This is a genomic window from Dolichospermum sp. FACHB-1250 (assembly GCF_014696335.1).
In the GTDB taxonomy this organism is placed as follows: Bacteria; Cyanobacteriota; Cyanobacteriia; order Cyanobacteriales; family Nostocaceae; genus Dolichospermum; species Dolichospermum planctonicum.
In genome coordinates this window covers 36,814-62,554 of the sequence record NZ_JACJPZ010000009.1, presented here as the reverse complement: position 1 = coordinate 62,554, position 25,741 = coordinate 36,814, and the positions used below count along the sequence as shown (strand labels likewise).

The following is a 25,741-nucleotide window of genomic DNA, read 5'->3' as shown; positions in this document are numbered from 1 at the left end:
TATATATACTTCACGCTTAAATTTTTATGAGTTTTAGATCATCTTGATTAAGATATATTTAATTAAATATAATCTATCTACAATAGATATTAATTATTGACAAAGCATCCTAAATGTGAAAAAAATCTTCACCTTATTGACTTTTATTTCTAAAAAAGATAAAGTCTCTTTAGGAAATTAGTTGCAATAAATTTGCAAAAATATTGAAAATAATTCTTAATGGAGTAGAAAGATGAAAGTGTGTAAAAAAAGTCTGTATAGCCTTTCTGGAGGGTTATTAGCGTTAATGGGAATGGCTTGGACTAGTTCAGGGTTTTTGCCAATTGCGATCGCTCAATATCCCACAAAACAAGCAAAAACAGGCTTAATTGCTCAAAAAATGCAAGATATAACTATAATTTTTCCTAGCCGTTCTGATTCTACTGACTTGCAAAATAAAGCTAATAGTGTGGCCAAATTTTTATCAAAAGAATTAGGAATATCTGTCAAAGCGCAAGTAGGTGATGAAACAGCCGCAGTAGAGGCTTTAAGAGCAAATAGGGCTGATGTAGCATTTTTAAGCAGTCGTTCCGCGTTAAAAGCAGAACAATTAGCAAATTCTCGGTTATATTTGGCTGAAGTTCGCAAAAATTACTCTGGAAGATACACTTATAATTCTATTTTTGTTGTTCCTAAAAATAGTGAATTAAAAAGTAAAAATTCCGGGAAAGCAACCCTAGAACAACTAAGAGGAAAAACCATGGCTTTCACTTCTCCTACCTCTGGTTCTGGATTTATTTTTCCAGTTAGTGAACTAGTAAAACAGGGTTTTGTTCCTAATCGTGACCGTTTAGATAGTTTTTTTGGTAAAGTTAGTTATGGTGGGAATTATAGTAAAGCTTTAGATGCTGTAGTTAGAGGTCAAGCTGATGTGGCTGTAGTATCAGAATATGCTCTTTTTCCTCCTTATTTAGCAGCGGAAAATAGAGATAAAATTAGAGTATTACACAAAATATCTGGTGTTCCTGCTCATGGAATTGCGATTGATGATGATGTACCAGTTGTAGTCAGAGAAAATTTGATTAATGCTTTTGTAAAGTTAAATAAATCAGAAAATAATCAATTATTAACTGGTTTATATAATTCCACAGAATTGGTAAGAATTGATCATAATCGTCATCTGCTACCAGTGCGAGAAGCATTAAAAAATACAGGAATAGAACCATAAATAGGAGAGAATAAATACACAAGCGATTAGAAAACGCCGTTACACAGACAAAACCTGCTTACGCAGGTTAAAAATCTTTGGTTTTCCATTAGTCCTTTGATTACGAAATTTTGTAATTAGGTTATTTATGACTATTTATCAAGTAAAAAAGACCAATTCCCACTCATTAAATTTATCCAGAAGTAACGTGAATTGCATTGAATGTTCCAATTTAGAGACAGATTATATTTCATCTCTAAAACGTCCAATTTTAAATAAAATTAACTGCAAAATTAATCAAGGTGAATTTGTGGCTTTATTAGGATTGAATGGTGCGGGTAAATCAACATTGTTAAAATCTTTCGTGGGTTTAGTACCTTTAATCAAAGGAGAAATTAAAATCAATGGTGTTTCTTGCTCTCAACAAAAATTACCACAAATTCGTCGAGATGTGGGAATGTTATTTCAAGGAGGGGGATTAATTCGACAATTACCAGCTATTGATAATGTCTTATGTGGAAGATTAGGAGTTAGAAAAAACCGACAAACTTTATTGGGATTTCCTCAAAGCGATCGTAAATTAGCCTTAGAATTATTAACACAATTAGGCTTAAAAGAACACATATATCAAAAAACCAGTAAATTGAGTGGTGGACAACAACAAAAAGTAGCAATTGCTCGCGCATTAATGCAGTCTCCCCAAATACTTTTAGCTGATGAACCTACTACAGGTTTAGATATAATAGCTTCACAACAAGTAATGACAACTTTATCCGAATTACATCAACAAGGTTTAACTATTATTACCGTTTTACATGATTTAACTTTAGCTACAGAATACGCTCAAAGAGCTATTATTTTAGATAAAGGTGAAGTAGTTTATGATGGTAAATGTGAAAATTTACAAGCTCAATTTTCTTGAAAAAAGTATAACCTGATCTCACGCTAAGACGCAAATATCCAAAGAGAAAGAGTTTGATAAATTGTCAGCAGTAGGGTGTGTTAGCACCAGCGTAACGCACCTTATGTATCTACTTAATATTTGCGGCTGAATGCTTACGAAAAATTCAAAATAGAAAATTTTACTTTGTTTAAAAAAATGAAACCCTTTGCTAAGTTACAAATTCTTCATCGTTATCCTTGGTTTGTTCCTTTAGTTATTTTCTTGTTGATGATTGAAGTTTATATCTGGTCTTTACAAGGATTAAAGGTTGATTTTCACTTATTAAAAGATAGTTGGCCTTTTATTACGGATTTTATTTCTCGGCTATTTCCTCCAAATTGGCAAGTTTTAGATATCGCTGTTCAAGGATTAATTGAAACTGTACAAATGTCTGTATGGGGAACAACTATAGGCGCAATTTTATCATTACCAATTGCTATGGCTAGTGCTAATAATATCGCTCCTTTATGGTTAAGATGGATAGCAAATTTACTCCAAAATGCTGTTCGTTCTGTACCCTCAATTATCTTAGGTTTAATCTTTGTCGCTGCTACTGGTTTAGGCGCACCTGCGGGAACATTAGCATTATCAATATATACTATTGGATATCTGGCCAAATTTTATCAACAAGCTATAGAATCAGTAGATCATCGTTCTTTAGAGTCTTTACAAGTTATTGGTGCATCAAGAATGCAAATTGCTCAATATGGTATATTACCGCAAATATTACCGCTAGGACTAGGTTATACTTTATGGATGTTTGAATATAATATCCGTGCGGCTTCGGTTTTAGGAGTGGTTGGCGCTGGGGGGATAGGCTTTCAATTGAAAAGCTATATAGATGGATTTGAATATACTAAAGCGACAACTATGATGTTAGTGCTATTGCTAGTAGTGACAGTTATTGATTGGTTTAGTAGTAAATTAAGGCGTTATTTAGAATCAATGCAGTAACGAGAATTGTCAAACCCAGGAAAAAACACACAAAATCTGATTTCTGGAAAGTCCTGACTGGTTTAGTTTTTCAACTTCAAGGCCTCTGTCGCTGAAATTCCCTCACCTTGAGTACCGAAATACCATAAAGCTGCACCTGCTTCTGCACGAGTTACGGGTTTTTTCGGTTGAAATAAAGTTGTATAGCCAAAAACGCGGCGAATATTTGATTGTTCAGCATTTTGGAAATCAGCTAAAATGGCTTTCAATGCTTTTGGTTCTATATTACCTGCATCTTGAAATCCCCAAGTTTGTTTAACAGCTTCTAAATTAGCACCAGGTAAGGCTTGACGGGTATCTAAAGGAACTTTCCATAATAGTAATTGTTCTCGCGTTAAAGGCGCGTCAGGGCGAAATAAAACCGCTGTTGCATCTCCTGATAAAGTACTATTAATTAAACCCGTTTCTGCTAATCCCTGAATCAAGGGAAAATCAGCATCTTGAGGCAGTATATCCCTAAAAGCTGGTTGAGTGCTAGGGGATGCTAACCGAATTTGTTTGGCTGGATTATTAGAATACATGGTATTATTGGCATTAACCAACCAGCGAGCATATTCTCGACGGGTGATAATTTTATTAGGTAGAAATTCTTGAGTGGTTTTGGGTTCGATAGAAAATACGCCTAATAATGCTAAATCTTGTATATGCGATCGCCATTCCGGGGGTGCTTTCTGTAGATCAATAAATTCTGGGGTGGCTAAAGTTTCCGATTTGTTAGTTGGTTGGGTGACTATTTTGGTATTATTGGTTTTAGGCAATAGCGGACCAATAAATTGGGGATGATCTGGGGAGGTGACTGGATTAGTAGCTGTAGTTTGGGAATGAGACGAATATTCAATTAATAATTTCGTCGCTGTTTGGGTTTGTGGCTGAATTGTCACAGTAATGAGTAAATCATTACGTCGGGCTGTAAAAGTACCCTGCACATCGTCTTCCGGCTGTTGGACAAGCCAATTTTGAGCCTGAAATTGTTGACGATAAAAACTGGTAATTAAATTACTAGGATCAGCACTTTGCCAACGAATTGAGATTTTATTTTCAGAATTAGCTGGTGTAACTTCTTTTAATTCAGCATTGGGATAAATCGGAAGATCTGGGGGAAAATCAGCCGGTAACTTAATTGTTGATGTGTTTGGGTCTGGTGTTACTTGCTGACTAGTCGGTTTAGCAAAGGGAACAGGAGTATTTTGCAGCCGAGGATCAGCAGCCAATGATTGTTCCAGGTTTTTGGCAGATGGACTGTTGGTACAAGCTGTTAAGGAAGATAGTAAAACAGCTAAACTCAAGAAAGCAGCAGGGTAGTTACGGAAAAACACAAAGAAATCACAAATTGATTTTCACCTTCTACCCTAGCATTTTTAACAACAGGTAAAAGACAAATTCGATTTGATGGGCATCTAGTGGCAAATTCGGGCTAATAGGTGTAAAAATCCAGGTAAAAGTCGGCAAAATTCCGCAAAAATTCGTCTGATGTCAAAAACCTAAATCGGACTACAGTAGGAAAAATCTAAAATAGATATTAAATTGGAAAAAACAACGGCCATCGACCAACGTTAGTTAGTCCATTTTATTTTCTGTAAAGCGTCGCCAGGTTGTTACCAGTGCTGAAACAAGATGTCATGCAAGTTTCCCAGGATCAGCCTAACTATTCTGAGGCTCCACTCCAATTGTTGCTGTTTGTTGATGGACGACCTAAGTCTCGACAACAAGTACAGCGAATTCGCGCTTACTTAAAAGAATTAGAGGCTGTGTATAGTTTTGAACTACAACTTATTGATGTTGAACAACAGCCTTATTTAGCGGAACACTTTAAGTTAATAGCAACTCCTGCTTTGGTGAAAATTCATCCAGAACCACAACAGACTATCGCTGGTACTAATATCATCCCGCAGTTAAAAACTTGGTGGCCGCGTTGGCAAACCACAGTAGATACGTTTTTGAAATTACAGGAGGATTTACAAGAACGTCTGGATGAAAAGAATCAAGTAATATCACCTAAGTATACTATTCATTCTGTTGCTACTTCATCTGCATTGATTCAACTCTCAGATGAAATTTTTCGGCTAAAGCAGGAAAAGGAAAAACTACAAGAACAGCTACAGTTTAAAGACCGCGTCATTGCCATTTTAGCCCATGACCTCCGCAATCCCCTCACGGCTGCGGCGATCGCTATTGAAACTCTTCAATCTCATTACAATCCAGAAACAGGGGAATTTCCCCGCTTAAAACCAGCCATGGCACTGCATTTATTAAAACAAGCCCGCGCACAAACACGGATTATTGATCGGATGATTGCTGAACTTTTACAAGTAGGGTTTGGTCAAGACACAGAACTACCAATTACACCCCAAAAACTACAATTAGGGGAACTGTGTTTAGAGGTGTTAGAGGAATTGAGCGATCGCTATATTAGCAAATCCCAAACTATAGAAACAGATATTCCTCAAGATTTACCATTAGTGTATGCAGATCCAGCCCGAATTAGGCAAGCATTAATTAATCTTTTAGATAATGCCATCAAATATACACCTGTTGGTGGTATTATCAGTTTGTCGGGACTACATCGCACTACGCAAAAGGTGGAATTTAGTATTGGTGATAGCGGTCCTGGTATTCCTGAAGAAAACCGCGATCGCATTTTTGAGCATCTTTTCCGTCTCCAACGTGATCAAAACGTAGATGGATATGGAATTGGTCTTTGTTTATGTCAACGCATTATCCGCGCTCACTACGGTCAAATTTGGGTGGATTCATCTCCCCACGGTGGTGCATGGTTTCATTTTACTTTGCCAGTATATCCATCGTAGTTATTAGTTATTAGTTAGTTATCAGTGGTAAAACTATTACCCATTACCCATTACCAATTACCAATTACCAATTACCCATTACCAAAAATGCCAAATTCATTAATGTATCAAGAGGACGATTTCGTGGTTTTGGAAACAAATCAACCAGAACAATTTCTCACAGCGGCTGAGTTATTAACAAAACTAGAGGAAATTGTATCACAACTTCCTGATCATGATTTACCGCCAGATGTACAAAAATTCCAGTCTGTCACCGAAAAAGCACGATATTTACTAAATACAAGTTGTAATTTGGATGTTGGACCAGGAAAATATTTACAGTGGTATGCGGTGCGCTTAGAAAAATAAAATCTCTTGAAAATCTCTTGAAAATCTCTTGGTGACTAGAAATCAAAGGGGCAAAAAACGCCTTGGCATCTGGTTTTAATGGGTTTTAATTCATACAATTATAAACAGTAATCATACCAATTTAGTATCTTTTGGTCTGCTATTTATAGCCAATCCAGATTTACCAAAAGACTTAGAAATTAACCCACATTTGCATACACTAAATCCTGAAAAGATTTATGGTTCAGAAGCCAGAGAATATATTGATTATCCCAGTTTATAATTCCCTCAACCGTCTCAACCAATTACACCACTATCAAAGATTTTGAGTTGGATAATTATCCTGAAATAGCTCAAAAAACTGGATTATTAAAAATGGGCTGATCACTATTCTATGAATACTTGAGAAATTGGTTAAAAGAGCCAATTTTCAAATCCTGTACCACGACATAAAAAATACTTCACAGACATTCAAAATTATGGATTTATCAAATTTTACCACACTACAAAATTTAGAATCTGCCTTTGCTGGTGAATCAATGGCAAATCGCAAATACTTATTTTTTGCAGCGGTAGCGCGTCAACTGGGTTTTTCCGATTTAGCGAAACTTTTTAAAGAAACAGCAGATCAAGAAACTGAACACGCTTTCGCACATTTTGAATTATTACATCCTGAACTTGTAGTTAAAAATGCTGCTGCTTTAAATGATGAACAAAAACGGGAAATAATTTCTCGTTGTTTATCTTTAGCCATTGAAGGTGAAACCTATGAATACACTACAATGTATCCCCAATTCGCGGCGGCTGCCCAAAAAGATCGAGATGATTTAGCAGCGGCAGAATTTCTCAACCAAGCTCAAGAATCTAGTGATCATGCTAACACATTTCGCACCGCAGCCCACCGTTTTGGGTTGCTCAAATTCATTGAAAATTATCATGCAGATCGCTATATTGAGGCTTTAGAAGTATTAAATGGTGGAGAAACTATCACCAGAGTAATAAGCGAAGACCCTCACACTCAAAAATGGATTTGTAGACAATGCAGCATGATTTATGATCCTGTTATCGGTGATCCTGATTCGGGAATTGCAGCGGGTACAGCTTTTACTGATATTCCCGATGATTGGAGTTGTCCTATTTGTGGCGCTACTAAAAAGACTTTTAAACCTCTTGAGGAAAAAATGGCGACTAGAAAATAAGTAATAAAGAATATAGGGATGTTCCATAGTTAACTTTCAGCAAATGTACATTAGTCCATGCAGATGATAACAGAGTTTATCAAAGTGTGGACTTTATTTGTCTAGTAGTGAATTATATTTGCAATAATGTATTTTGTTCTATAAATTTATTAATAACTCAAGTTGCTAATTATCTAGTTGAGACTAGTAATGGGTAATGGGTAATGGGTAATAGGTAATGGGTGATAAAATCCCTGAAAACATTTGCAAGTATCACGTCAGCGTCAAGACTTGGCTGTGACAACAGCATTGTGCGTGGTCAAATCTAACGATTTGGTGGTCTTTGAAAAACTGCAAGTGAAAAATATGGTTAAGAATAGCAAATTAGCCAAGTCAATTAGTGATGCGGGGTGGTCATTGTTTACTCAATGGTTAGAATATTTTGGTAAAGTCTATGGTCGTGTGGTTGTACCTGTTGCACCACAATATACTTCTCAAAATTGTTCTAATTGTGGAGAAATCGTCAAGAAGTCACTTTCAGTTAGAACTCATGTTTGTAAATGTGGGTGCATACTTGACCGTGACCACAATGCTGCAATTAACATTCTAGCAAAAGCACTAAAACAAACTGGCTATGATCTAAGTACGGTGGGGCGCACCGGAACTTCTAACCCTTGTGGAGAGATGACCCTCTGCTCAGACTTGGTAACAAGTTTGAGTAAGGTTGCTCATTGAAACAAGAATCCCCGTCCCTCTATAGGGCGGGGAGCGTCAATAATATCACCCTCAAAATAAAATGGCTGTAATGTATTATAAAATAAGTATCACATTGACTCAAAGATAAGTATTTACATATATGAAAAATGCTGCGACAATTCCCAAACGGATTTTATTCTTACATCCCAACTTTCCCGCTCAATTTCGCCATTTAGCCGCAGCTTTAGCCCAAGATAGCAATTACCAAATTGTATTTGGCACTAATCGTCAGGAAGGAACTATACCTGGTGTATTTAAAGCTATTTATCAACCTTCCCGTCAAGCAGCACCCCAAACCCATCATTATGTCCGCAATTTAGAAAATGCAGTTATTACTGGACAAGCTGTATATCGAATGGCAGAAAATCTGAAAACACAGGGTTTTATCCCAGATATAATTTACGGTCATTCGGGTTGGGGTCCGACATTATTTATGAAAGAAATTTTCCCCGAAGCAGAATTATTGTGTTTCTTTGAATGGTTTTATCATGGTCGCGGTTCTGATGCTGATTTTGATCCCAGTGAACCACTAAATGCAGATGATTTATGTCGTATTCGTGTGAAAAATGCCCCGATTTTAATTGATTTATATAATTGTCATCGTGGTCTTTCTCCTACTAATTGGCAACGGCAGCAATTTCCCCCAGAATATCATAGTAAAATCAGTGTTTGTCACGATGGAATTGATACTAATTTTTTTCAACCCCAGCCAGATGCTAAATTAGTTTTACCTCGCATTAATCTTGACCTTTCCCAGGTTACAGAATTAGTAACCTATGTAGGCAGGGGAATGGAACCTTATCGCGGTTTTCCTCAGTTCATGGAAGCAGTAGCATTAATTCAACAACAACGGCCAAATTGTCATGTTGTAGTTGTGGGGGAAGATAGGGTAGCTTATGGAAAAACTCTACCAGATGGTAAAACCTATAAACAGTTAATGTTAGAAAAGTTAGATTTGGATTTATCCAGATTACACTTTACCGGTAGACTACCTTATAGTGAATATCTCCAAGTTTTACAAGCTTCCTCAGCCCATATTTATTTAACCCGTCCTTTTGTCTTATCCTGGTCAATGTTAGAAGCCATGTCTACAGGATGTTTATTAATAGCTTCTGATACTCCACCAGTTTTAGAAGTAATTGAAGATGGTAAAAATGGACTGTTGGTAGATTTCTTTTCTCCCCAACAAATTGCTAATAAAGTCAACGCGGCTTTGGATAATTCCCCAGATATGATTCCTATTCGTGCCGCTGCCAGAAAGACTATAATCAATAACTATGATTTAGCAACATTATTACCACAGCATTTAAATTGGTTGTTGGGTCATACCAATTCTATGTGAGGAAAAACTCCCCAGAAAAAGAGAGTGGGAGGAGGCATTACCAAGCGCCTTTCTCTCCCACTCTACCATTTGCTGCTGAAGCGTTTAGGAATTTATTCATATAGACGAAACCCGTTAATTAGGGGGGTAATTTGCAGGTTAACGATCACGTCTATATTTAGCAGGTATTCCTGTGCAGCAAATACTAATTCTATTGATTTTTTAGACAATCTCCACAAGAGCTTTATGTTAGTTGATTTAACCTCTTAACAATCCCTTGTTTTTGCTTGTCTCATATAATTTAGCCTGGTTTATTTAACCATGGTTGCCAATTTGGCATTTTTCTGAAATTTTTTCATTCTTGATTATTAATCTTTTTTAATTACATTTTTACCGGATAATTAATAGGGGGTCAGACCCATCATTCCTGATCTGAATTGATTTGAATGGTCTGTGTTTGTGCCAATTTTTTTCTTGATTTTGATTTAACCCTATCCACAACCCTCAAGAGACGCTAAAATCAATCCAGCCTTTGTATTTTCGTGGTTTTGACCCAGATAACTCAGAGTGCAGTTCACTGCATAAATCCTCATTGTCAACGTCCTTATCCCCAACCCTGGGGAAACAAATTTTGTAACAGTTGTGGCGCACAGTTGCATTTGTTAGAACGTTATTTCCCTCTTAAACCACTAGGATCAGGGGGATTTGCTCAAATTTATACAATTTGGGATGAAAAGACACAAACAGAAAAAGTCCTCAAGGTGCTTGTAGAGACTTCAGCGAAGGCACTTGAATTGTTCATGCAAGAGGCGGAATTTTTAAGTAATTTCCGTAGTAATGCCGTCCCCAAAGTGGACAATGATGGGTATTTTCAAGTTAATTTGATCAATCCTCAACCCCTTCAATTACCATGTTTGGTGATGGAAAAAATCCATGGCTATACTTTAGAGGAAGTATTAATAAATTCCCCCCAAGGTTGTCCAGAAGATTTAGTTTTATGTTGGTTTATTCAAGCTGTACAGATTTTGCAGGAGTTACACAAGCGCCAAATTATTCACCGAGATATAAAGCCTTCTAATTTAATGTTACGAACCTCTACACCCGCTAAACCCCTCAAGGAGGATAAGTTAGTCTTAATTGATTTTGGGGGCGCTAAACAAGTTAGTGGTTCAGTTTTAAAATCCCATTCTACCTCCACCCGCTTATACTCCTCCGGTTATAGTCCTCAAGAACAAATTCATGGTAGTAATGTCGGTCCTGGGGCAGATTTCTATGCTTTGGGACGGACGATGATTCAACTCCTAACGGGTAAATATCCACCTGAATTGGAAGACAGTCTCACGGGAAAATTACGGTGGCGTAATTATTGTCAGATTAAACCAGATTTAGCAGACTTGCTAGATGAAATGGTACAGGATGACGCGCGATCGCGTCCAGCACACGCAGGTATTATTCACAAAAGATTATTAAAGATTGCTTCCCCATTACCACGGGAAGGATTATTTACCCGCATTGGCAAGTATTTAGTAAAATTAGTTGTTCAATTTTTCCAAGCTATAGGTAATACAACTTTATTTATTATTCGGGGAGTATTTAAGTTTTTATTTGCTGGTTTGGTGACTATTTGGGTAATGATTTTGACTAGTATTTGCATGGGAATAGCCACTATCATCGGTTTTATTCTGGCTGATTATACCAGTTTAGGCGATCGCTGGCTAGAATTACTAGCCTATCTATTACCAACATTAGTCAAAAATCAACCGTACATAGCCGCCGAAACCATAGTCTACGCTTTTGCAGGTTTGGGAACAGGTTTGGGACTAAGCTTGTCAGGTTGTTTTGGACAAAAGCGACGGTTTCTGGTTTCCGCTTTTATGGGTTTGATTGGTTATAGTCTAGGCTGGATAGCTTGTCAATTCATTCCCACTCAAAATAGTAGTGAAAACTTCGTAATATGGATTTTGATATCACTTCCCATACTGACATTAGGTTTAGGTATTCGCACTCATAAAATCGCTTATGCTGTAATTGCTGGTTTGGGTAGTGCTAATTTGATAGGTGTTTTCACTAACTTAGGATTAAGACTACATTTATTTCATTTTTATAGAGAACCACAAGGGTTTGATATATTTTCACCTCTGGGTTTTTTTAGTTTTGTGAGTATCTTAATTAGTTTTTCTTTAAGTATCAGCTATTACTTAATTAGTCCTTGTTTACGTTGGTTAGGTTGGAGGTAAATTCTGTTAATTAGCCCCAAAACACAGATACCCCCGGTTCATTTTGTGGTGAACCAGAGGTATCTCATAATTGGTAGACTATAAATCTTTCGGTATACTCAAGTTGACACTAATATACAGTCTTTGTTCCCATTTGCATAGTTCTGTAATAACAATTTATATAATTTTTGGATATTCTTAATTATTTCTTTATATTTGAGATTTACCTAAGTAGCAAATTTTCTAACTTTTCCAGGACTTACCCAACTGGCACATTGGTAGGGTGCTTTGCTACTGGATAAATCCTGCAAATAAACAGATTGTTGATATCTGACGCACCCTACAAGAGATTTTTGGGGTGACAGTTGCGTAAGTCCTAATTTAATTTCTCCCAAGAATCTCGGCTTCTAGAAAGTTGTTTTACCCCACAGTAATTAGTGAACCATGGGGTTTTGTTTTCTAAAACTCTGAGTTATTTTCTAACCATTGTTCTAAATCAGTGACAGTGGAGAAATCTAAGAGTGCTTCACCGAGTAATTCTAATTGGTCAATTGTCAATGTCCGAATTGTCTCAATGAATGATGATTCAATTCGACCAATTCGCCGATTTAGTTGCCGGAAAATCAGTTGTTGTTCTCCCTGCTCTATTCCCCTTTCTACCCCTCGTTCCATTGCTAATTCTTCTGTTGGACTAATAAAAGGCATTTGATTTTCCTCCTCCAAATGTTTAATTTTAGCGACTAATCCCTGTTGCAATTCTTTGGGCAATGTCATCATTTTATCAATTATCTTAAAAAGGTTAACAATCTTTTCTTTTGTTAAGCCTCGCTCGTAAAGTCCCCTAACTAATGTCCATTTCCACTGTTCCCGTTCTGCTAAATTACCTGTGGTGGCTTTGGTTTTCAAATGCGCCATTACTATGATAGCAAAGGGATTATCACTTGATTCTAGTTCATTCCACCGTGATTCATAGTCCAGGAGTTTAGCAATGGGGAACTTCAGACTTAATTCACAATCTAACATTGCTTGATGATAACTGTTAGGTCGCCAAGTGGAACTCGTATCACCTAAAATCGCCAAACTCACGACAAATTGGTGATAAAGGTCAAAGGCACGATAATTATAAGTGTACATCCGTTCTTGGAAGTCAACATCATATTGGCTTTGAATTTCAATATGAATTAAAATCCATACTTGTGTTTTATCCAATAACCAAACTTTATAAAGTTTATCGGCTATGCGTTTTTCAGTTGCTGATGAAGCCGTAATTTCTTGCAGTTCTTTATCTAGTGATTCCGGTGGTTTTGTCCAATCAATTGCTTTATAAGCTACAGGAAAGAAGAAGGATAAAAAACTATCAAAATATTCGTTTAATGCTTCTTTCCAGGATTCATCGTAATTCGCCGTGATTTCATTTTTGTTCATAAAATGCTATACTAATAATTGTGGTAATTCAGTCCCAATTAATTTAGAATTATTTCCATGCTCAACAGAATCAAAGAATTATCAATAAGTATATTATCTCGATTAGTCGAAATCCGCCGACATATTCATGCACATCCAGAATTGAGCGGAGAAGAATATCAAACCGCTGCTTTTATTGCTGGTGTATTATCCGCCAATGGACTGCACGTAGAAGAGGGAATAGGCAGAACAGGTGTGATTGGTGAATTAAAAGGGACACAATATAGTGATAATATACTGGCAATTCGTACTGATATGGATGCTTTACCCATTCAAGAACGTACAAGTTTAGAATATGCTTCTCGCATTCCCGGAGTCATGCACGCTTGTGGACATGATATTCATACTACAGTAGGTTTGGGAACAGCGATGATACTTTCCCAAATTGCCTCAGAATTGGGGGGAAAAGTGAGGTTTATATTTCAACCAGCAGAAGAAATAGCTCAAGGTGCAAATTGGATGGTAAAAGATGGAGTTATGAATAATGTTGCGGCCATTTTAGGGTTGCACGTTTTTCCTTCCATTCCCGCAGGTTCGATTGGTATTCGTTATGGTGCATTAACAGCCGCAGCAGACGATTTAGAGATTATTATTATTGGTGAATCTGGACACGGTGCGCGTCCCCATGAAGCCATAGATGCGATTTGGATTGCATCACAAGTAATTACATCATTACAACAGGCCATTAGTCGTACCCAAAATCCTTTGCGTCCCGTAGTATTGAGTATTGGTAAAATAAATGGTGGGAGAGCGCCAAATGTAATTGCTGATAGAGTACAATTATTGGGGACAGTGCGATCGCTACATCCAGAAACTCGTAATAATTTACCAGATTGGATTGAAAAGATAGTAGCTAACGTTTGTAATTCTTATAATGCGAAATATCAAGTTAATTATCGTCAAGGTGTACCCAGTGTCCAAAATGATAATACGCTAACGCAGCTATTACAATCAGCAGCCGAAGAAGCATGGACTAATGAGCGTGTACAGATTTTACCAGAACCATCCTTAGGTGCAGAAGATTTTTCTGTTTATTTAGAACACGCCCCTGGTGCAATGTTTCGCTTGGGTGTAGGCTATGAAGAGAGAATAATTAATCATCCCCTGCATCATCCACAATTTGAAGTTGATGAATCTGCTATTATGACAGGAGTAGTCACCCTAGCTTATGCAGCTTACAAATATTGGTTAAATAAGTCAGAACTGTGATTTGGCTGATTAGGATTTCCATGATCAATTAATCAAACAAATCAGGTTTTGAAATTCCTCTTGAAATAAATTCAAAAAAGTCAAACCTGCAATCATGTCACAAATCGAAACCATAGATTCAAACCCATCAGAAAAAAGCATTGATAACTGGTACTTGGTAACTGTTCGTTCCAAGAAAAGAGAAGTATTTTTGAAATATTTGAATATAGCTATCAGCCAAAATCAACTACAAGACTTGGTAATAGAAATAAAAATTCCCCAAGAAGCAGTTTATCAAGACATTGTTTTATTAAAAACGAGTAATTTCAAAACTGCTTACATACAACTAAAAAATATTGAATGTTTCCAAAATATCGAACGCAAACCCCTAGCATTACAACAAGTAAATAGAATGTTAGGGATTACTTAAAACCTCCAGAAAAAAATAGAGACAGGGAAAGTAGATAAAGAGTGAGAGTTTGAGAAATGGAGTTTTTGATTTTCACACCTCAATTCAGCAGCGCCAAAAAATTCCTCGTTCCCAGTTAAGAGTTCCCAGTTAAGAGTTCCCAGTTAAGAGTTCCCAGTTAAGAGTTCCCTGTTCCCTTGTCATAACGACAATTTTTAACGCCAACCTACTTAGATAATGCAAAAAATAGTAAAAGTTAAACCAAATTCCCAGCAACAAAAGATTGAAGAATTAGCAGATGGTAGTTTAAATGTACATTTAAAATCACCACCAGTAGACGGTAAAGCCAACGAAGAACTAATTAAACTATTAGCCAAAAAATTTGATGTTCCTAAATCATCTATTACAATTAAATCTGGTGTAACATCTAGAAACAAACTCATTATAATTGATAAAAATTAGACATCAATGGTACAGCACCCCCAGAATATGCCAAGCCTGGCTATGGGTAAGGAGGAAGCTGCTTATTGGTTGAGAATGGCTATGCAACGCAAAAGTCCTAGACGGGTATTAATGGCGTTACGGTGTTTGTTGACAGACCCGAATAGATAATAAAAATTAATGACCCTTACTTTTAATCGGGAAAAATACAAGGAATTATTAACAGCTTATCTTCCCAAGTTGATAAAAACTGAAGCGGAAAATGAGCAAGCTTTAGGAATCGTGGAAGATTTAATGCACCGGAAACGTACACCGGAAGAAGATGAATTATATCAGTTGTTAATTACTTTAATAGAAAAGTTTGAAAAAGAAAATTATCAACCTAATCAGCAAAATCATCCTCTATCTATGTTATTATTTTTATTGGAAGAATCTGAAAGAAGTCGAGATGATTTAGTAGCAGTTTTAGGAAATGAAGATATAGTTAATAATATTTTTAATGGACAAGAAAAGATAAATGCAGAACAAGCACGGAATTTAGGAGATTTTTTTCATGTAGAACCGAGTTTATTTATGGAATAATAATTAGGGCTTGCTGAAAAAGTGGAAAAAGGCAAAAAAAATTGGGTAGTTAGGCAAAAGCAAAGATAAGTTTTTGATTTTAATTTCTTTGATTCGCTTCATTATTTACTTTCCAAGATGGGTTTTAAAATATCAGGACTTCTGACAGCAAATAGTTTGATGCGGTTAGGAATTTCATTATCTGGATCTGTCCATTTGTCATAAAGTTGTTCAATTACTTTTTGTTTTTCTTCATCTAATAAATTTTTAAATTCCTTACCTTGCATAACTTCTGTAATATCTCTTTCGATAAAATCTAACACATTTATGCCACAATTTTTCATATGTTCAGGAAAATACACGTTGAAAACCAAAGAATCTAAAATATCATCAAGTTGCTTGTAAAATCCTCTTTTTTGAAAATTAGAAAAAATAATAACTTCAACTATAGTAGCAATCAATTTATTATTTGTTTCCGTATAGTTTGGAATTGGTATTCTCTTCAAATAAACAATCTTAACTTCGGCAAATGTTTTATCTAACTCTTGAACAGCCATACTATACCAAAAATCTATTAGCTTGGAATTAATTATTCCAAGAATAGCCTCTAAACTATAGCTATTTTTTGATTTTAGAATACCAATATTTACACTATTAAGAACAAGATTTTTATTCCTATCAATTGTTGCAATTATGCCATCTGCCGTTGTTCTTATTATAAGTTTTGGATTGGTATAGTGGTAACTAAGATCACCTCCCGATTTAATATTTTCTGATTTAAGTATAAAATACTGTTCAATTCTACCCAAATAAAATTTATTAAAATCACGTCCTTTAATGATAGGGTAAGTTCCATCAATTTGATCCTCAAAAATGGAATCATTGTTGCCCCTAGTTTGTATTCCATGATAAAATTCTATTAAATCATCAAGCTTTAAGATTTGACGATTTAATTTTTGGAAAATTTCAATTTCATCTTTACTACCAACACATATAACTTCTTGAAATGAACTTAACAATACATCTAGAGGAATGTTTGTTGGAGGTATATTATTTAGCGATTCTAGATAATTATTTTTTCTTAAATCGAGTAATGAACAAAACCTATGACTTGTATTTTTTTGAAGAAATATAATACAAGTATCTACTTCTGCTGCTTCAAATACTTTTTTTCCTAAAACTGTTAATTTTTTTAGACAATTATTCTTAATAAATTGTCTAAACTTTGAAAAGTATGTTCCTGACAAAAATGTGTAAGGTGTAATAAAATTTAATATTCCATCATTTGACAATAAATTTGTTCCTTTTTCAACAAAAACAGAATACGCCTCGATCTTATATTCTGCTGTCAAATATAATTTCAAAATTTGATCGAACATTTTTTTGTCTTTAAAAATGTTTCCATAAGGCGGATTACCAATCACGATATCAAAACCATCTGAAATATCAAACATCCATTCTGAATCAAAGAAAGGAGAAGAAACATTTTGGTTGTATGGGTCCCAGTTTGCTAATTTATTTGCAGTATCAGTTTCCCAGCCATTTTTTTGTAAAACTACAGCAATTTTTTCTCTCAAAGCCTTATCTTGATCTCTCAACTTGCGCTTATGACTAGGAGACTTAGAACTAAATAAACGATGCCTGACCTTCTTCAAATCCGCCTCTAACTTCTTGATTTCTGGCGTATCAAACAAACTTAACTGCACCTTTGGTTTCTCAATCCCAATCAAAGTATTAGCCGCTACAAACTTAGTTTCGAGGTTAGGCAAAGGACGAATCCCAAAATTATCCTTATTTAGATCAACCTTTTGATCAACCACCAACGAAATAAAGAACCGTAGCTTAGAAATTTGGGTAGCAATGGACTGTATATCTACCCCATAAATACAATTCTCAATCAGATATAACTTACGTCCATAATCTAACTCATTATTAGCAAAAGCCTCCTCAATATCCTTAATTTGAGCATTCAAATCTTGAATACTTTGCTCCCGATATTGAGCATCATCTAACTCCTCTAACTGACTAATAGCCGCTTCAACTCTGGCAATTTGACGGTGTTTCCATTCCGTATTTTTCGGGTCAACTTTAAATAGAATATGTACCATCTTTTGCAAAATCCCCATCGGGAAAGCACCCGAACCACAGGCAGGATCAAGAATAGTACATTTATCCAAAGCCTTAATAATCCGTTTCTGAACCTCAGCATTTCCTTCAAATGGATTAACAGCATCAAAAGAAACCAGTTGACGCAATTGCCGATCTAAATCTTCCTCTTTATATCCAGATTCTTGAGCAAGTAACTCATTTTTTAAGTAAGCAATGAGACTTTCATCCACCATGTAATTAACAATTTCACGGGGCGTATAAAAAGAGCCTGTTTGCTTTCTGGCTGTCGTCTTTGTCTCAGGATTATAACTAGCCAAAAGATTCTCAAATACTTTACCCAACAACTCAGGATCGAGTGCGACATCTTCTTCAATTGGGGTATTTTCTGTAATCGTAAATTTGTAAGCTTTGAGAATATTGATTAAACCCTTGACCGCCGCCTCTTTTGTCCCCTTATTAGTTGCACCATATTCTGCACTTAAATCAACTTTCTCTTCTGCTCCAAAAAACAAATAATCAGGAACAATCAATTGCTCTGTTTTAGGTAGATTGTCTGAAAATCCGTCAATAAATACCTTGTTTAACTTATCGTCCAAACATTCAAATAACCCACCGTTGAGGAAAGGGACAACACCATTCACCATTTCCACAAGTCTCTCTGGATTCTGGAAGTGTTCCCTGTAGCGCATCAAAAAGTTAGCGTCTCGGTGCTGTCCATAGTTATCCATTTTCCGAAAGCCTCTGACGCGATTATCGTGGCTTTCCATTGGTTTAATTGGACAGTTTAGCGTTGCAAAAAAGAGGTTTTGTAAGATAGCTTTGTAATAGATACTTTCTTGATTTACCTGCTTAAAGAGTCCTAAATCAGTATAGGGAGAGATATTCTTGAGAATATCCCTTTGTAAATCATCAAGATTAAAAAGCTCTGGAGGGATTAGTCCTTTTTCTTTAATAAACCACACAAAAAGCAATCGCGTCAGCAAACGAATCACATTTTTAGATTTGTGTTCTTGTTTCAAATCTTCAGGACTAACCTTCTTAGCCTGAGCTTCAAGCAAATTTGGTTCTGAGGGAAAAGTTACGCGCCCAACTGCCCAAAAATACCAGTTAGAAAGTTCTCTGTAAAAATTCTTATTCAGCAAACTAACATCAAGTACCTTCTGCCAATAAGCATATAAATTGGCAAAAGAATTAACTCGATCCTTACCTGTTGTTGGAATTGCTAACTCTGCTAAAATACGTTGATGCCCAGAATGCGGTTGTCGAATATCAATATCCCGTAACAGTGTCACCTTCCCCGGTTTCTCACCTTCTTGATTGTCCTTGTATTTCAATCTCTCGGTATTTGCAAACGCTAGATATTCGCTATTTGCATCAGTGTACTTAAACACCACCACCACAGGTGTATAGTAAAATTCCCGATTAAACGCCCGTGATATTTCTGCTAAATGCGATCGCTTTGGTAATTGTCCATGATCACGATTATTTAAAGTCACCCCAAAAATCAAAATTCCATCATAATCTGACTTAATCTGATCAATCGCTAAACTTTGATTACCTCTAAAAGCTGCATCATCTACTAACCCAACAAAATAAACATCATTAATTAACCTAAAAACCTCATTATCTTTATAAGTATTCTGTAATATTTTTTTTGCCGAAACCGGCTTATCATCTACATAATTAATCGGTATATTTAGATTTGACTTACCAAACAACTCCTTTAAAGCAGGTAAAAAATCTATTTCATTAAATCTTGTTAGTTGCATAATTTTATACCGTTAATAAAACCCAACTGATTAAGTCGAAATTATTAAGCTGATATTTACCATCAACTGTAACATTTTGCTTGATCCTATCTATAGAAGCCTTGTTACCTTTTTTTAAGCCTTGCAAAATTCCCAGCGTTTCATTACCCATTGTTTCTTTGATAGAACCATCTTCCATTTCCTCAGTTTGCACTGCTTGACTGCTTAACCAAGTTTTAAGCGCGTTCACCAACTCTGCAATTACCACTGCTTCACCACGATCAATTGCATCTGGTACAAAACGCTCATTATCTTTATACAAGGTTAGCAAATCTAAAACTTCTTTTTGATTTTTTAAAATTAATTTACCTGATTTATCAATGTAAATTAAATCAAACACCTGATATTGATGATCTAATTTCTTAGCTGGTTTGGCAGGATACCCCAACAAAGCAATGATACCATCACTCAAATCATCACTAACACCAGATTTCTGCTCTGCTACAAATCCCGTATAGACACCCTTGGGCATTTGGCGATATTTATCCTTGTCACGATTAAATTCTGCTAATAAATCCTGACGATATCGCTCCAAAGACAAACTATCAAAGCCTAACCCTTGATCGCTTACTTCAATATCATCCCAAGTGACTTGCATTTGCTGCATCATCAAATCATTCATCTTTTGATCAAACTCTTCATCATGAACCATCTTAGCAAAACTATCAGAAAATTGATGATCCACCTCTGCTCCCGCCAACTTCATCGTTGCCATTCGTTGCTCAATCCGTCCTTGCAAATTGAGATAGGAATTAATATTATCTGATGGCCAGAAGTTAATCCCAAAAATTTGTTGATTAGGACTACCCAAGCGATCAATCCGTCCCATGCGTTGAATAATTCGCACAGGATTCCAATGAATATCGTAATTAATCACCATATCAGCATCTTGCAAATTTTGTCCCTCACTGAGAGCATCCGTAGCAATCAAGATATCAAGAGGATTATTCAGCTTTTGATACGTCTGGGGGTGATTATCTTTAACCCATTCTTGCCATTGTGCAAAAGCTTCTAACCCTTGTTTCTCAGAGCTAAAAGACCATTCCTTTTCACAAAATAGCTTGGTATATGGTGCAAATCTTTCGAGAATTGCTTCCATAGACTGTTGGCGATCGCTATCATCTGAGTATGAGCCTGTCCCCGATGCAATCGCCATCTTGTCAAAACCTCTAGCTCGAAGCTGATTAAACAAATACATCGCTGTATCACGATAGACTGTAAAAATTACCACTTTTTGATTATGGTTATTTGCCCCTGATTTCCGCTTTTCGATAATTTCTGTAATCAGTCTCTCCAACTTGTCATCACAGGATTTAAACTGATTGGGCTTCTTAATTTCTTTATCAATTTTGATATGAAACTTTTGCAAATTGACAGACAGCTTATCGAGAGCATCTAAATCTTTTTTTAGATCCTCCTTAAATTTATCCAAATTACCAGCTTGATCAATTTCCGCGATCCTAATCGGGCGTTTTTTACCTAAGGTATATTGTTCAACTGCTTCAGTAAAATCATCATCATTTTCATCATTTTCATCATTTTCTAAATCATAAACATCATTTTCTAATAATGCTGTTTTCACCTTGCTTGCTTGATATGCTTTAATCCTATCTAAAGCATTTTGATGATGGTTTTTGATTTTCTCAACTGTTGAGTAAAAGGAAAACCAAGAAGACTCCAATCGCTTCACCATCAAGATATAAATCATCTTAACTAGAAAGCGATCGCGTGATTTTTCATCGCGTAATATATCTTTCTTAGCGTCTTTTTGCTGATTTGATTCATCATCTAAATAAAAAGCTGGCTGATATCCTGATAACATCGGTGGAAAATGATCAAACAATTCCTCAAAGGTTTCAAAATTACCAAGCTGATGTGGTGTTATAAATAAATTTTTAGGCTTTATCTTAGTAGGAAATACTAAATTTGTCTGTTGACCTTCCACCATTTTTCTAGTTCTCGCAACTAATAGAGAATCTGTTAACCTAAAAAAATCATTGTCTGAGAGCTTTTTAATAAAATTGCCGATTTGAGGTTTTGTATCTCTGCGCCACTCGTTAAATATAGTCTGTGCTTGTTTAAAGGAATAATCAATATTTTTTACACCTAATTTGCTATCATAGTCATGTACATCACCTTGAACCATTAACTTAAATTGATTTCTGACATCATTTAAGGAATTATTAATGGGAGTTGCTGATATCAGTAAAACTTTGATATCTTGATTCTTTTTTAAAATTTGATCAACTAAAAATTTATAACGATTAGATTTGTCATTTCTGAGATTATGACTTTCATCAATGACAATTAATTTGGGTTTGTCATCACAAAAAAACTTATCAGCGCGATCATGATAGGAATTTAGGCGATCGCTGTTCATATCAGTATGAAAACGAATGAAAAATTTAAGCTTATCGGTTTCAAATTTTGATGCTTGATCTTCCTTATAGCGTCTCCAATTACTCTCTAATTTTTTAGGACAAAGTAATATAACTTCCCGTCCTTGCATTTGAAAAAACTTCATCACAGCCAAAGCACTCCAAGTTTTTCCTAAACCCACCGCATCTGCTAAAATAGCTCCATTATATTTCTGTAGCATCCGAATCAGACTCAGAACACCCTTTTTTTGAAAGTCATAAAGTGCAGTAAAAATAGCAGTATTTTCTAATCTACCAACTTGACGATTAAAGTCTGGATCATTCTCAATTTCCAAAACTTGATTACCAAACAACTCAAATAATATCTTATAGTAAATATCTCTGGGAGTATATTTAATAAATATTTTTTCAATTTCATGAATTAGATATTGCTTAAAATCTACTTTTTCAGTTGTTCCATCTTTCAATAAGAGAGTTTTTTCTTGATGAGCTTGAGGTTTTATCCAAAGTGAATAAAACCATTTTACCAATTCTTTATATTGATGATTATTCCCCGTCTCAGCAATATTCAATTCTAAATTATTTGTATGCTTTAGGCCAATTCCTGCCTCAGTTAAGTTTGAACTACCCGAAATAAAATACTTATTGCGATCATCGTCCTTCAATGGCTCAAATAAGTAACACTTAGCATGACAAAAATTTGGCTCTAAAGTTTTTACTTTAACCTTGTCCTGTCTTAAAAAAATAACGGCTTCCTGTGCCAAAAGACTAAGATTCAGAGCCGCTTCAATCGTAATATTCTCGTTTAGTAAATCTAACGGACGATTCTCGACTTGATCTAGGTTAACAATATCCCCAAGCACTAGTCGAAATTTAGCAATTTTATGATTAATTTGCTGAGAAAGATAAGCTAAAGCCCCAACAGTAAAATAACCTGTAACAATGTCTACAGTACCTTCCTCTGTATATTTTGTCATCCACTCATGAACTTTCCGATATTTTTCGTTGTCTAATATCATTTAGCGTTGCTTTGTAAAGGGGGTAAGTCTCGTAAGTGCGTTATTAGAAGTAAGTAATAAAGCAAAATTAATTATACTTTTATTTGATTTTATACCTTGATTAGATCCAACTTATCACTATCTGTGCCACCAGCGAACTGACAAGTCAGCGCTTGCGCTATCGCATTCACGCCATCTCCAGGATTTAGGTAGTTCCATCTCCCCCTTCTCAGGTATCATTGTCATCGGTTGGGATTGCCATAAAATCCGCTGACTAGATTTATTTAAGTGCATAAGGAATTGCCAAAATTTGATTAATAATCACACTGACCGTGTTCTCCTTTATCCTACATTGTTTTTGATTTACTGACAAGTAAGTTGGGGTGAAACAACCAAAATCTGTAAAGATAAGTAAATACGAAGAAAACATCTAGTAAAGTGATTGAGATATGGGCGCTCGTTTAAGAGTATTTTTAACTCAGAAGGTTAATCAACAGAAGACGAAACTCTGTTAAACCTGATCACTGTGGGTGTGCCACAAAAAGTCAACTAGTCCAAAAACTCAACATAAGTAGATAAACGGAAAAAAACCGACATAAGTAACGAAAAGTAAAGTTCCCTGTTCCCAGTTAAGAGTTAAGAGTTCCCTTGTCATAACGACAATTTTTCACGCCAACCTACTTATATCTGTAAACATTCACCCAGCAAAACCCAACCATGACCCAAAAATACTACATTACCCTACTACCTGGCGACGGCATTGGTCCAGAAATTATGGCTGTCGCGGTGGACGTGCTAAAATGCGTCAGTCAAACCTTTGATATTAACTTTGAATTTTCCACGGCTTTAATTGGTGGCGCTGCTATTGACGAAACCGGTGAACCCCTCCCTGCTGTCACATTGGATAAGTGTCGGCATAGTGATTCCGTCTTACTCGCGGCTATCGGTGGTTACAAATGGGACTCTCTTAGTGCCAATTTACGCCCAGAAGCAGGTTTATTAGGGCTGCGGGCTGGTTTAGGGCTATTTGCTAATTTACGCCCTGCGAAAATTCTCCCCCAGTTAATTGACGCTTCTAGTCTCAAACGGGAAATTGTCGAAGGTGTAGATATCATGGTCGTGCGTGAACTCACTGGCGGCATTTATTTCGGTAAGCCTAAGGGCATATTTGCAACGGAAACCGGAGAAAAACGCGGTGTAAATACCATGGTTTACAGCGAGTCAGAAATTGAACGTATTGGGCGCGTAGCCTTTGAAACGGCACGAAAACGCGGCGGAAAACTCTGTTCTGTGGATAAAGCCAATGTATTAGAAGTATCTCAACTTTGGCGCGATCGCATGATACAACTTTCCGCAGAATATACTGATGTTGAATTATCTCACTTATATGTAGATAATGCGGCCATGCAATTAGTTCGCGCTCCCAAACAATTTGATACGATTGTCACAGGAAACCTATTTGGTGATATTCTCTCAGATGCAGCCGCTATGTTAACCGGTAGTATAGGAATGTTACCTTCTGCTAGTTTGGGTGCTGATGGTCCTGGTGTTTATGAACCAGTTCACGGTTCAGCCCCGGATATTGCAGGACTTGACAAAGCTAACCCCTTAGCACAGGTTTTAAGTACCGCCATGATGTTGCGTTATGCTTTAAATCAGCCAGAAGCAGCAGACTTAATTGAAAATAGTGTTTTAGAAGTTTTAGAACAAGGCTATCGCACAGGAGATATTATGTCACCAGGAATGCAGCTTGTCGGTTGTCGGGCTATGGGCGCAGCACTGATACAAATTCTTGAGTTAAAATCACGTTAAAGTATAAATCTGGAAGTTTTAACATCTATAATGTTAAAAATTTCAGATAAACTAAGTTTGTCAAACGGCAGCAAATCTATAACTTATATAAAAGCAAATTGTGTACGCTTTAAAACAAGAACAAGCAAACTTTCCACAAAAAAATCAACCGTCTTTGATTGACCCTAATATAATTAAAGCCGCTAGTCAAATTTACTATACCTACTGTGAAGTACACCCGGAAATAGTAGGAAAAGCTACAGGAGTCGCCATCAGTCGAGTCACTCATCGGGGGAAAGTTATTTTTACTCAGTACCCAGTGCTGTTACCACAGGAATGTTTTATCCCGTTGAATCAAATCGAATCCTATATATATTAATTACCTGGGCAAAATTAATTGTACATTTGGGAAAACAATAGAAATCTAATCTCTGTATCTCTTGTCTGTCCTCCTTGTCCTCCTTGTCCCCCTGTCCTCCTTGTCCTCCTTGTCCCCCTGTCCTCCTTGTCCTCCTTGTCCCCCTGTCCTCCTTGTCCTCCTTGTCCCCTGTCCCTTATGATGGGAGCATGGTGAGGATGGCGTTATTTACTACTAGCGAGTTTTATTTCCTGCATTTTGGGTGTATTAATAGGAAGTGGAGCAATTATCCTCTCCCGTCAGCAAATGGGTCAAAAAATGCCCTTTGGACCATTTCTAGCTTTAAGTGCGGTAATTACTGTCTTTAGCAGTGACACTATTTTGTCTCACCAGAAAATTGCCGAAAGGCACGGAAGCCACTTGGCTTTAGACAGTGGAGAAAGTGCCAACAGCGAATTTATTCGCCGAGCATAAGATATAATTAAACCGCAAGTAAGAACAACCATCTA

General features: G+C 36.3%; 19 protein-coding genes and 2 pseudogenes. 17 read left to right on the top strand and 4 right to left on the bottom strand.

What is annotated here, in order from left to right; genetic code table 11:
- The first annotated feature begins 232 nt into the window (after window positions 1-232).
- The 3 genes from H6F39_RS04975 to phnE all read left to right on the top strand — a co-directional run bounded on the left by H6F39_RS04975 (window position 233) and on the right by phnE (window position 3,083).
- Complete coding sequence (locus H6F39_RS04975) at window positions 233-1,207, top strand: phosphate/phosphite/phosphonate ABC transporter substrate-binding protein (RefSeq protein WP_137907334.1); 975 nt, start codon at window positions 233-235, stop codon at window positions 1,205-1,207.
- 187 nt (window positions 1,208-1,394) lie between these two features.
- Window positions 1,395-2,108: a phosphonate ABC transporter ATP-binding protein gene (locus H6F39_RS04970; protein ID WP_370539366.1), complete on the top strand. Its 714-nt coding sequence runs from the start codon at window positions 1,395-1,397 to the stop codon at window positions 2,106-2,108.
- Window positions 2,109-2,285: 177 nt separating this feature from the next.
- Window positions 2,286-3,083, top strand: a complete 798-nt coding sequence (phnE, locus tag H6F39_RS04965) for a phosphonate ABC transporter, permease protein PhnE (protein WP_137907332.1) — start codon at window positions 2,286-2,288, stop codon at window positions 3,081-3,083.
- A gap of 62 nt (window positions 3,084-3,145) precedes the next feature.
- On the opposite strand, the gene H6F39_RS04960 is transcribed toward phnE, so the two are convergent.
- The gene (locus H6F39_RS04960; protein WP_137907331.1) at window positions 3,146-4,438 is read right to left on the bottom strand and encodes an S-layer homology domain-containing protein; all 1,293 of its coding nucleotides are present in this window, start codon (window positions 4,436-4,438) and stop codon (window positions 3,146-3,148) included.
- A gap of 285 nt (window positions 4,439-4,723) precedes the next feature.
- Between H6F39_RS04960 and H6F39_RS04955 the strand changes: the two genes are divergently transcribed.
- The 6 genes and pseudogenes from H6F39_RS04955 (at window position 4,724) to H6F39_RS04930 (ending at window position 11,748) form a co-directional block, all read left to right on the top strand.
- Complete coding sequence (locus tag H6F39_RS04955; protein WP_190372509.1) at window positions 4,724-5,929, top strand: histidine kinase; 1,206 nt, start codon at window positions 4,724-4,726, stop codon at window positions 5,927-5,929.
- Window positions 5,930-6,016: 87 nt separating this feature from the next.
- The gene (locus H6F39_RS04950; RefSeq protein WP_137907367.1) at window positions 6,017-6,277 is read left to right on the top strand and encodes a chlororespiratory reduction protein 7; all 261 of its coding nucleotides are present in this window, start codon (window positions 6,017-6,019) and stop codon (window positions 6,275-6,277) included.
- A gap of 458 nt (window positions 6,278-6,735) precedes the next feature.
- A complete protein-coding gene (locus tag H6F39_RS04945) occupies window positions 6,736-7,455 on the top strand; it encodes a rubrerythrin family protein (RefSeq protein WP_190372510.1) in 720 nt (239 codons plus the stop codon).
- 237 nt (window positions 7,456-7,692) lie between these two features.
- Window positions 7,693-8,169: pseudogene (locus H6F39_RS04940) on the top strand (RNA-guided endonuclease InsQ/TnpB family protein); the annotation flags it as partial.
- A 121-nt stretch (window positions 8,170-8,290) separates the two neighbouring features.
- Window positions 8,291-9,532 carry a glycosyltransferase family 4 protein gene (locus tag H6F39_RS04935; protein WP_137907329.1) on the top strand — a complete coding sequence of 414 codons (1,242 nt, stop codon included), beginning with the start codon at window positions 8,291-8,293 and terminating at the stop codon, window positions 9,530-9,532.
- Window positions 9,533-10,053: 521 nt separating this feature from the next.
- Window positions 10,054-11,748 carry a serine/threonine-protein kinase gene (locus H6F39_RS04930; RefSeq protein WP_137907328.1) on the top strand — a complete coding sequence of 565 codons (1,695 nt, stop codon included), beginning with the start codon at window positions 10,054-10,056 and terminating at the stop codon, window positions 11,746-11,748.
- A 438-nt stretch (window positions 11,749-12,186) separates the two neighbouring features.
- Here H6F39_RS04930 and H6F39_RS04925 read toward each other — a convergent pair whose 3' ends face one another.
- A complete protein-coding gene (locus tag H6F39_RS04925) occupies window positions 12,187-13,152 on the bottom strand; it encodes a DUF4351 domain-containing protein (RefSeq protein ID WP_137907327.1) in 966 nt (321 codons plus the stop codon).
- Window positions 13,153-13,209: 57 nt separating this feature from the next.
- Between H6F39_RS04925 and H6F39_RS04920 the strand changes: the two genes are divergently transcribed.
- From H6F39_RS04920 to H6F39_RS04900, 5 genes are all read left to right on the top strand, one after another.
- Window positions 13,210-14,400 (top strand): M20 family metallopeptidase, encoded by a 1,191-nt coding sequence (locus H6F39_RS04920; protein ID WP_137907326.1) that lies wholly within the window; start codon window positions 13,210-13,212, stop codon window positions 14,398-14,400.
- A 94-nt stretch (window positions 14,401-14,494) separates the two neighbouring features.
- Window positions 14,495-14,809, top strand: coding sequence for a chromosome segregation ATPase (locus H6F39_RS04915; protein ID WP_137907325.1), 315 nt, complete (start codon window positions 14,495-14,497; stop codon window positions 14,807-14,809).
- A gap of 216 nt (window positions 14,810-15,025) precedes the next feature.
- Window positions 15,026-15,250 (top strand): DUF167 domain-containing protein, encoded by a 225-nt coding sequence (locus tag H6F39_RS04910; RefSeq protein WP_137907324.1) that lies wholly within the window; start codon window positions 15,026-15,028, stop codon window positions 15,248-15,250.
- A gap of 6 nt (window positions 15,251-15,256) precedes the next feature.
- Window positions 15,257-15,400 carry a hypothetical protein gene (locus H6F39_RS04905; RefSeq protein ID WP_168359252.1) on the top strand — a complete coding sequence of 48 codons (144 nt, stop codon included), beginning with the start codon at window positions 15,257-15,259 and terminating at the stop codon, window positions 15,398-15,400.
- Between the two features lie 9 nt (window positions 15,401-15,409).
- Entirely contained in the window at window positions 15,410-15,811 is a 402-nt protein-coding gene (locus tag H6F39_RS04900; protein WP_137907323.1) for a type II toxin-antitoxin system HigA family antitoxin, read from the top strand.
- 101 nt (window positions 15,812-15,912) lie between these two features.
- On the opposite strand, the gene H6F39_RS04895 is transcribed toward H6F39_RS04900, so the two are convergent.
- Window positions 15,913-19,668 carry a TaqI-like C-terminal specificity domain-containing protein gene (locus H6F39_RS04895; protein WP_190396319.1) on the bottom strand — a complete coding sequence of 1,252 codons (3,756 nt, stop codon included), beginning with the start codon at window positions 19,666-19,668 and terminating at the stop codon, window positions 15,913-15,915.
- Between the two features lie 4 nt (window positions 19,669-19,672).
- The gene (locus H6F39_RS04890; protein WP_190396318.1) at window positions 19,673-23,104 is read right to left on the bottom strand and encodes a helicase-related protein; all 3,432 of its coding nucleotides are present in this window, start codon (window positions 23,102-23,104) and stop codon (window positions 19,673-19,675) included.
- A 696-nt stretch (window positions 23,105-23,800) separates the two neighbouring features.
- On the opposite strand from H6F39_RS04890, the gene leuB reads away from it, so the two are divergent.
- From leuB to H6F39_RS04875, 3 genes and pseudogenes are all read left to right on the top strand, one after another.
- Window positions 23,801-24,895: a 3-isopropylmalate dehydrogenase gene (gene leuB / locus H6F39_RS04885; RefSeq protein ID WP_137907320.1), complete on the top strand. Its 1,095-nt coding sequence runs from the start codon at window positions 23,801-23,803 to the stop codon at window positions 24,893-24,895.
- A 100-nt stretch (window positions 24,896-24,995) separates the two neighbouring features.
- Entirely contained in the window at window positions 24,996-25,253 is a 258-nt protein-coding gene (locus H6F39_RS04880; protein ID WP_137907319.1) for a hypothetical protein, read from the top strand.
- A gap of 168 nt (window positions 25,254-25,421) precedes the next feature.
- Window positions 25,422-25,706 (top strand): annotated as a pseudogene (locus H6F39_RS04875) (hypothetical protein); the annotation flags it as partial.
- Window positions 25,707-25,741: the final 35 nt, after the last annotated feature.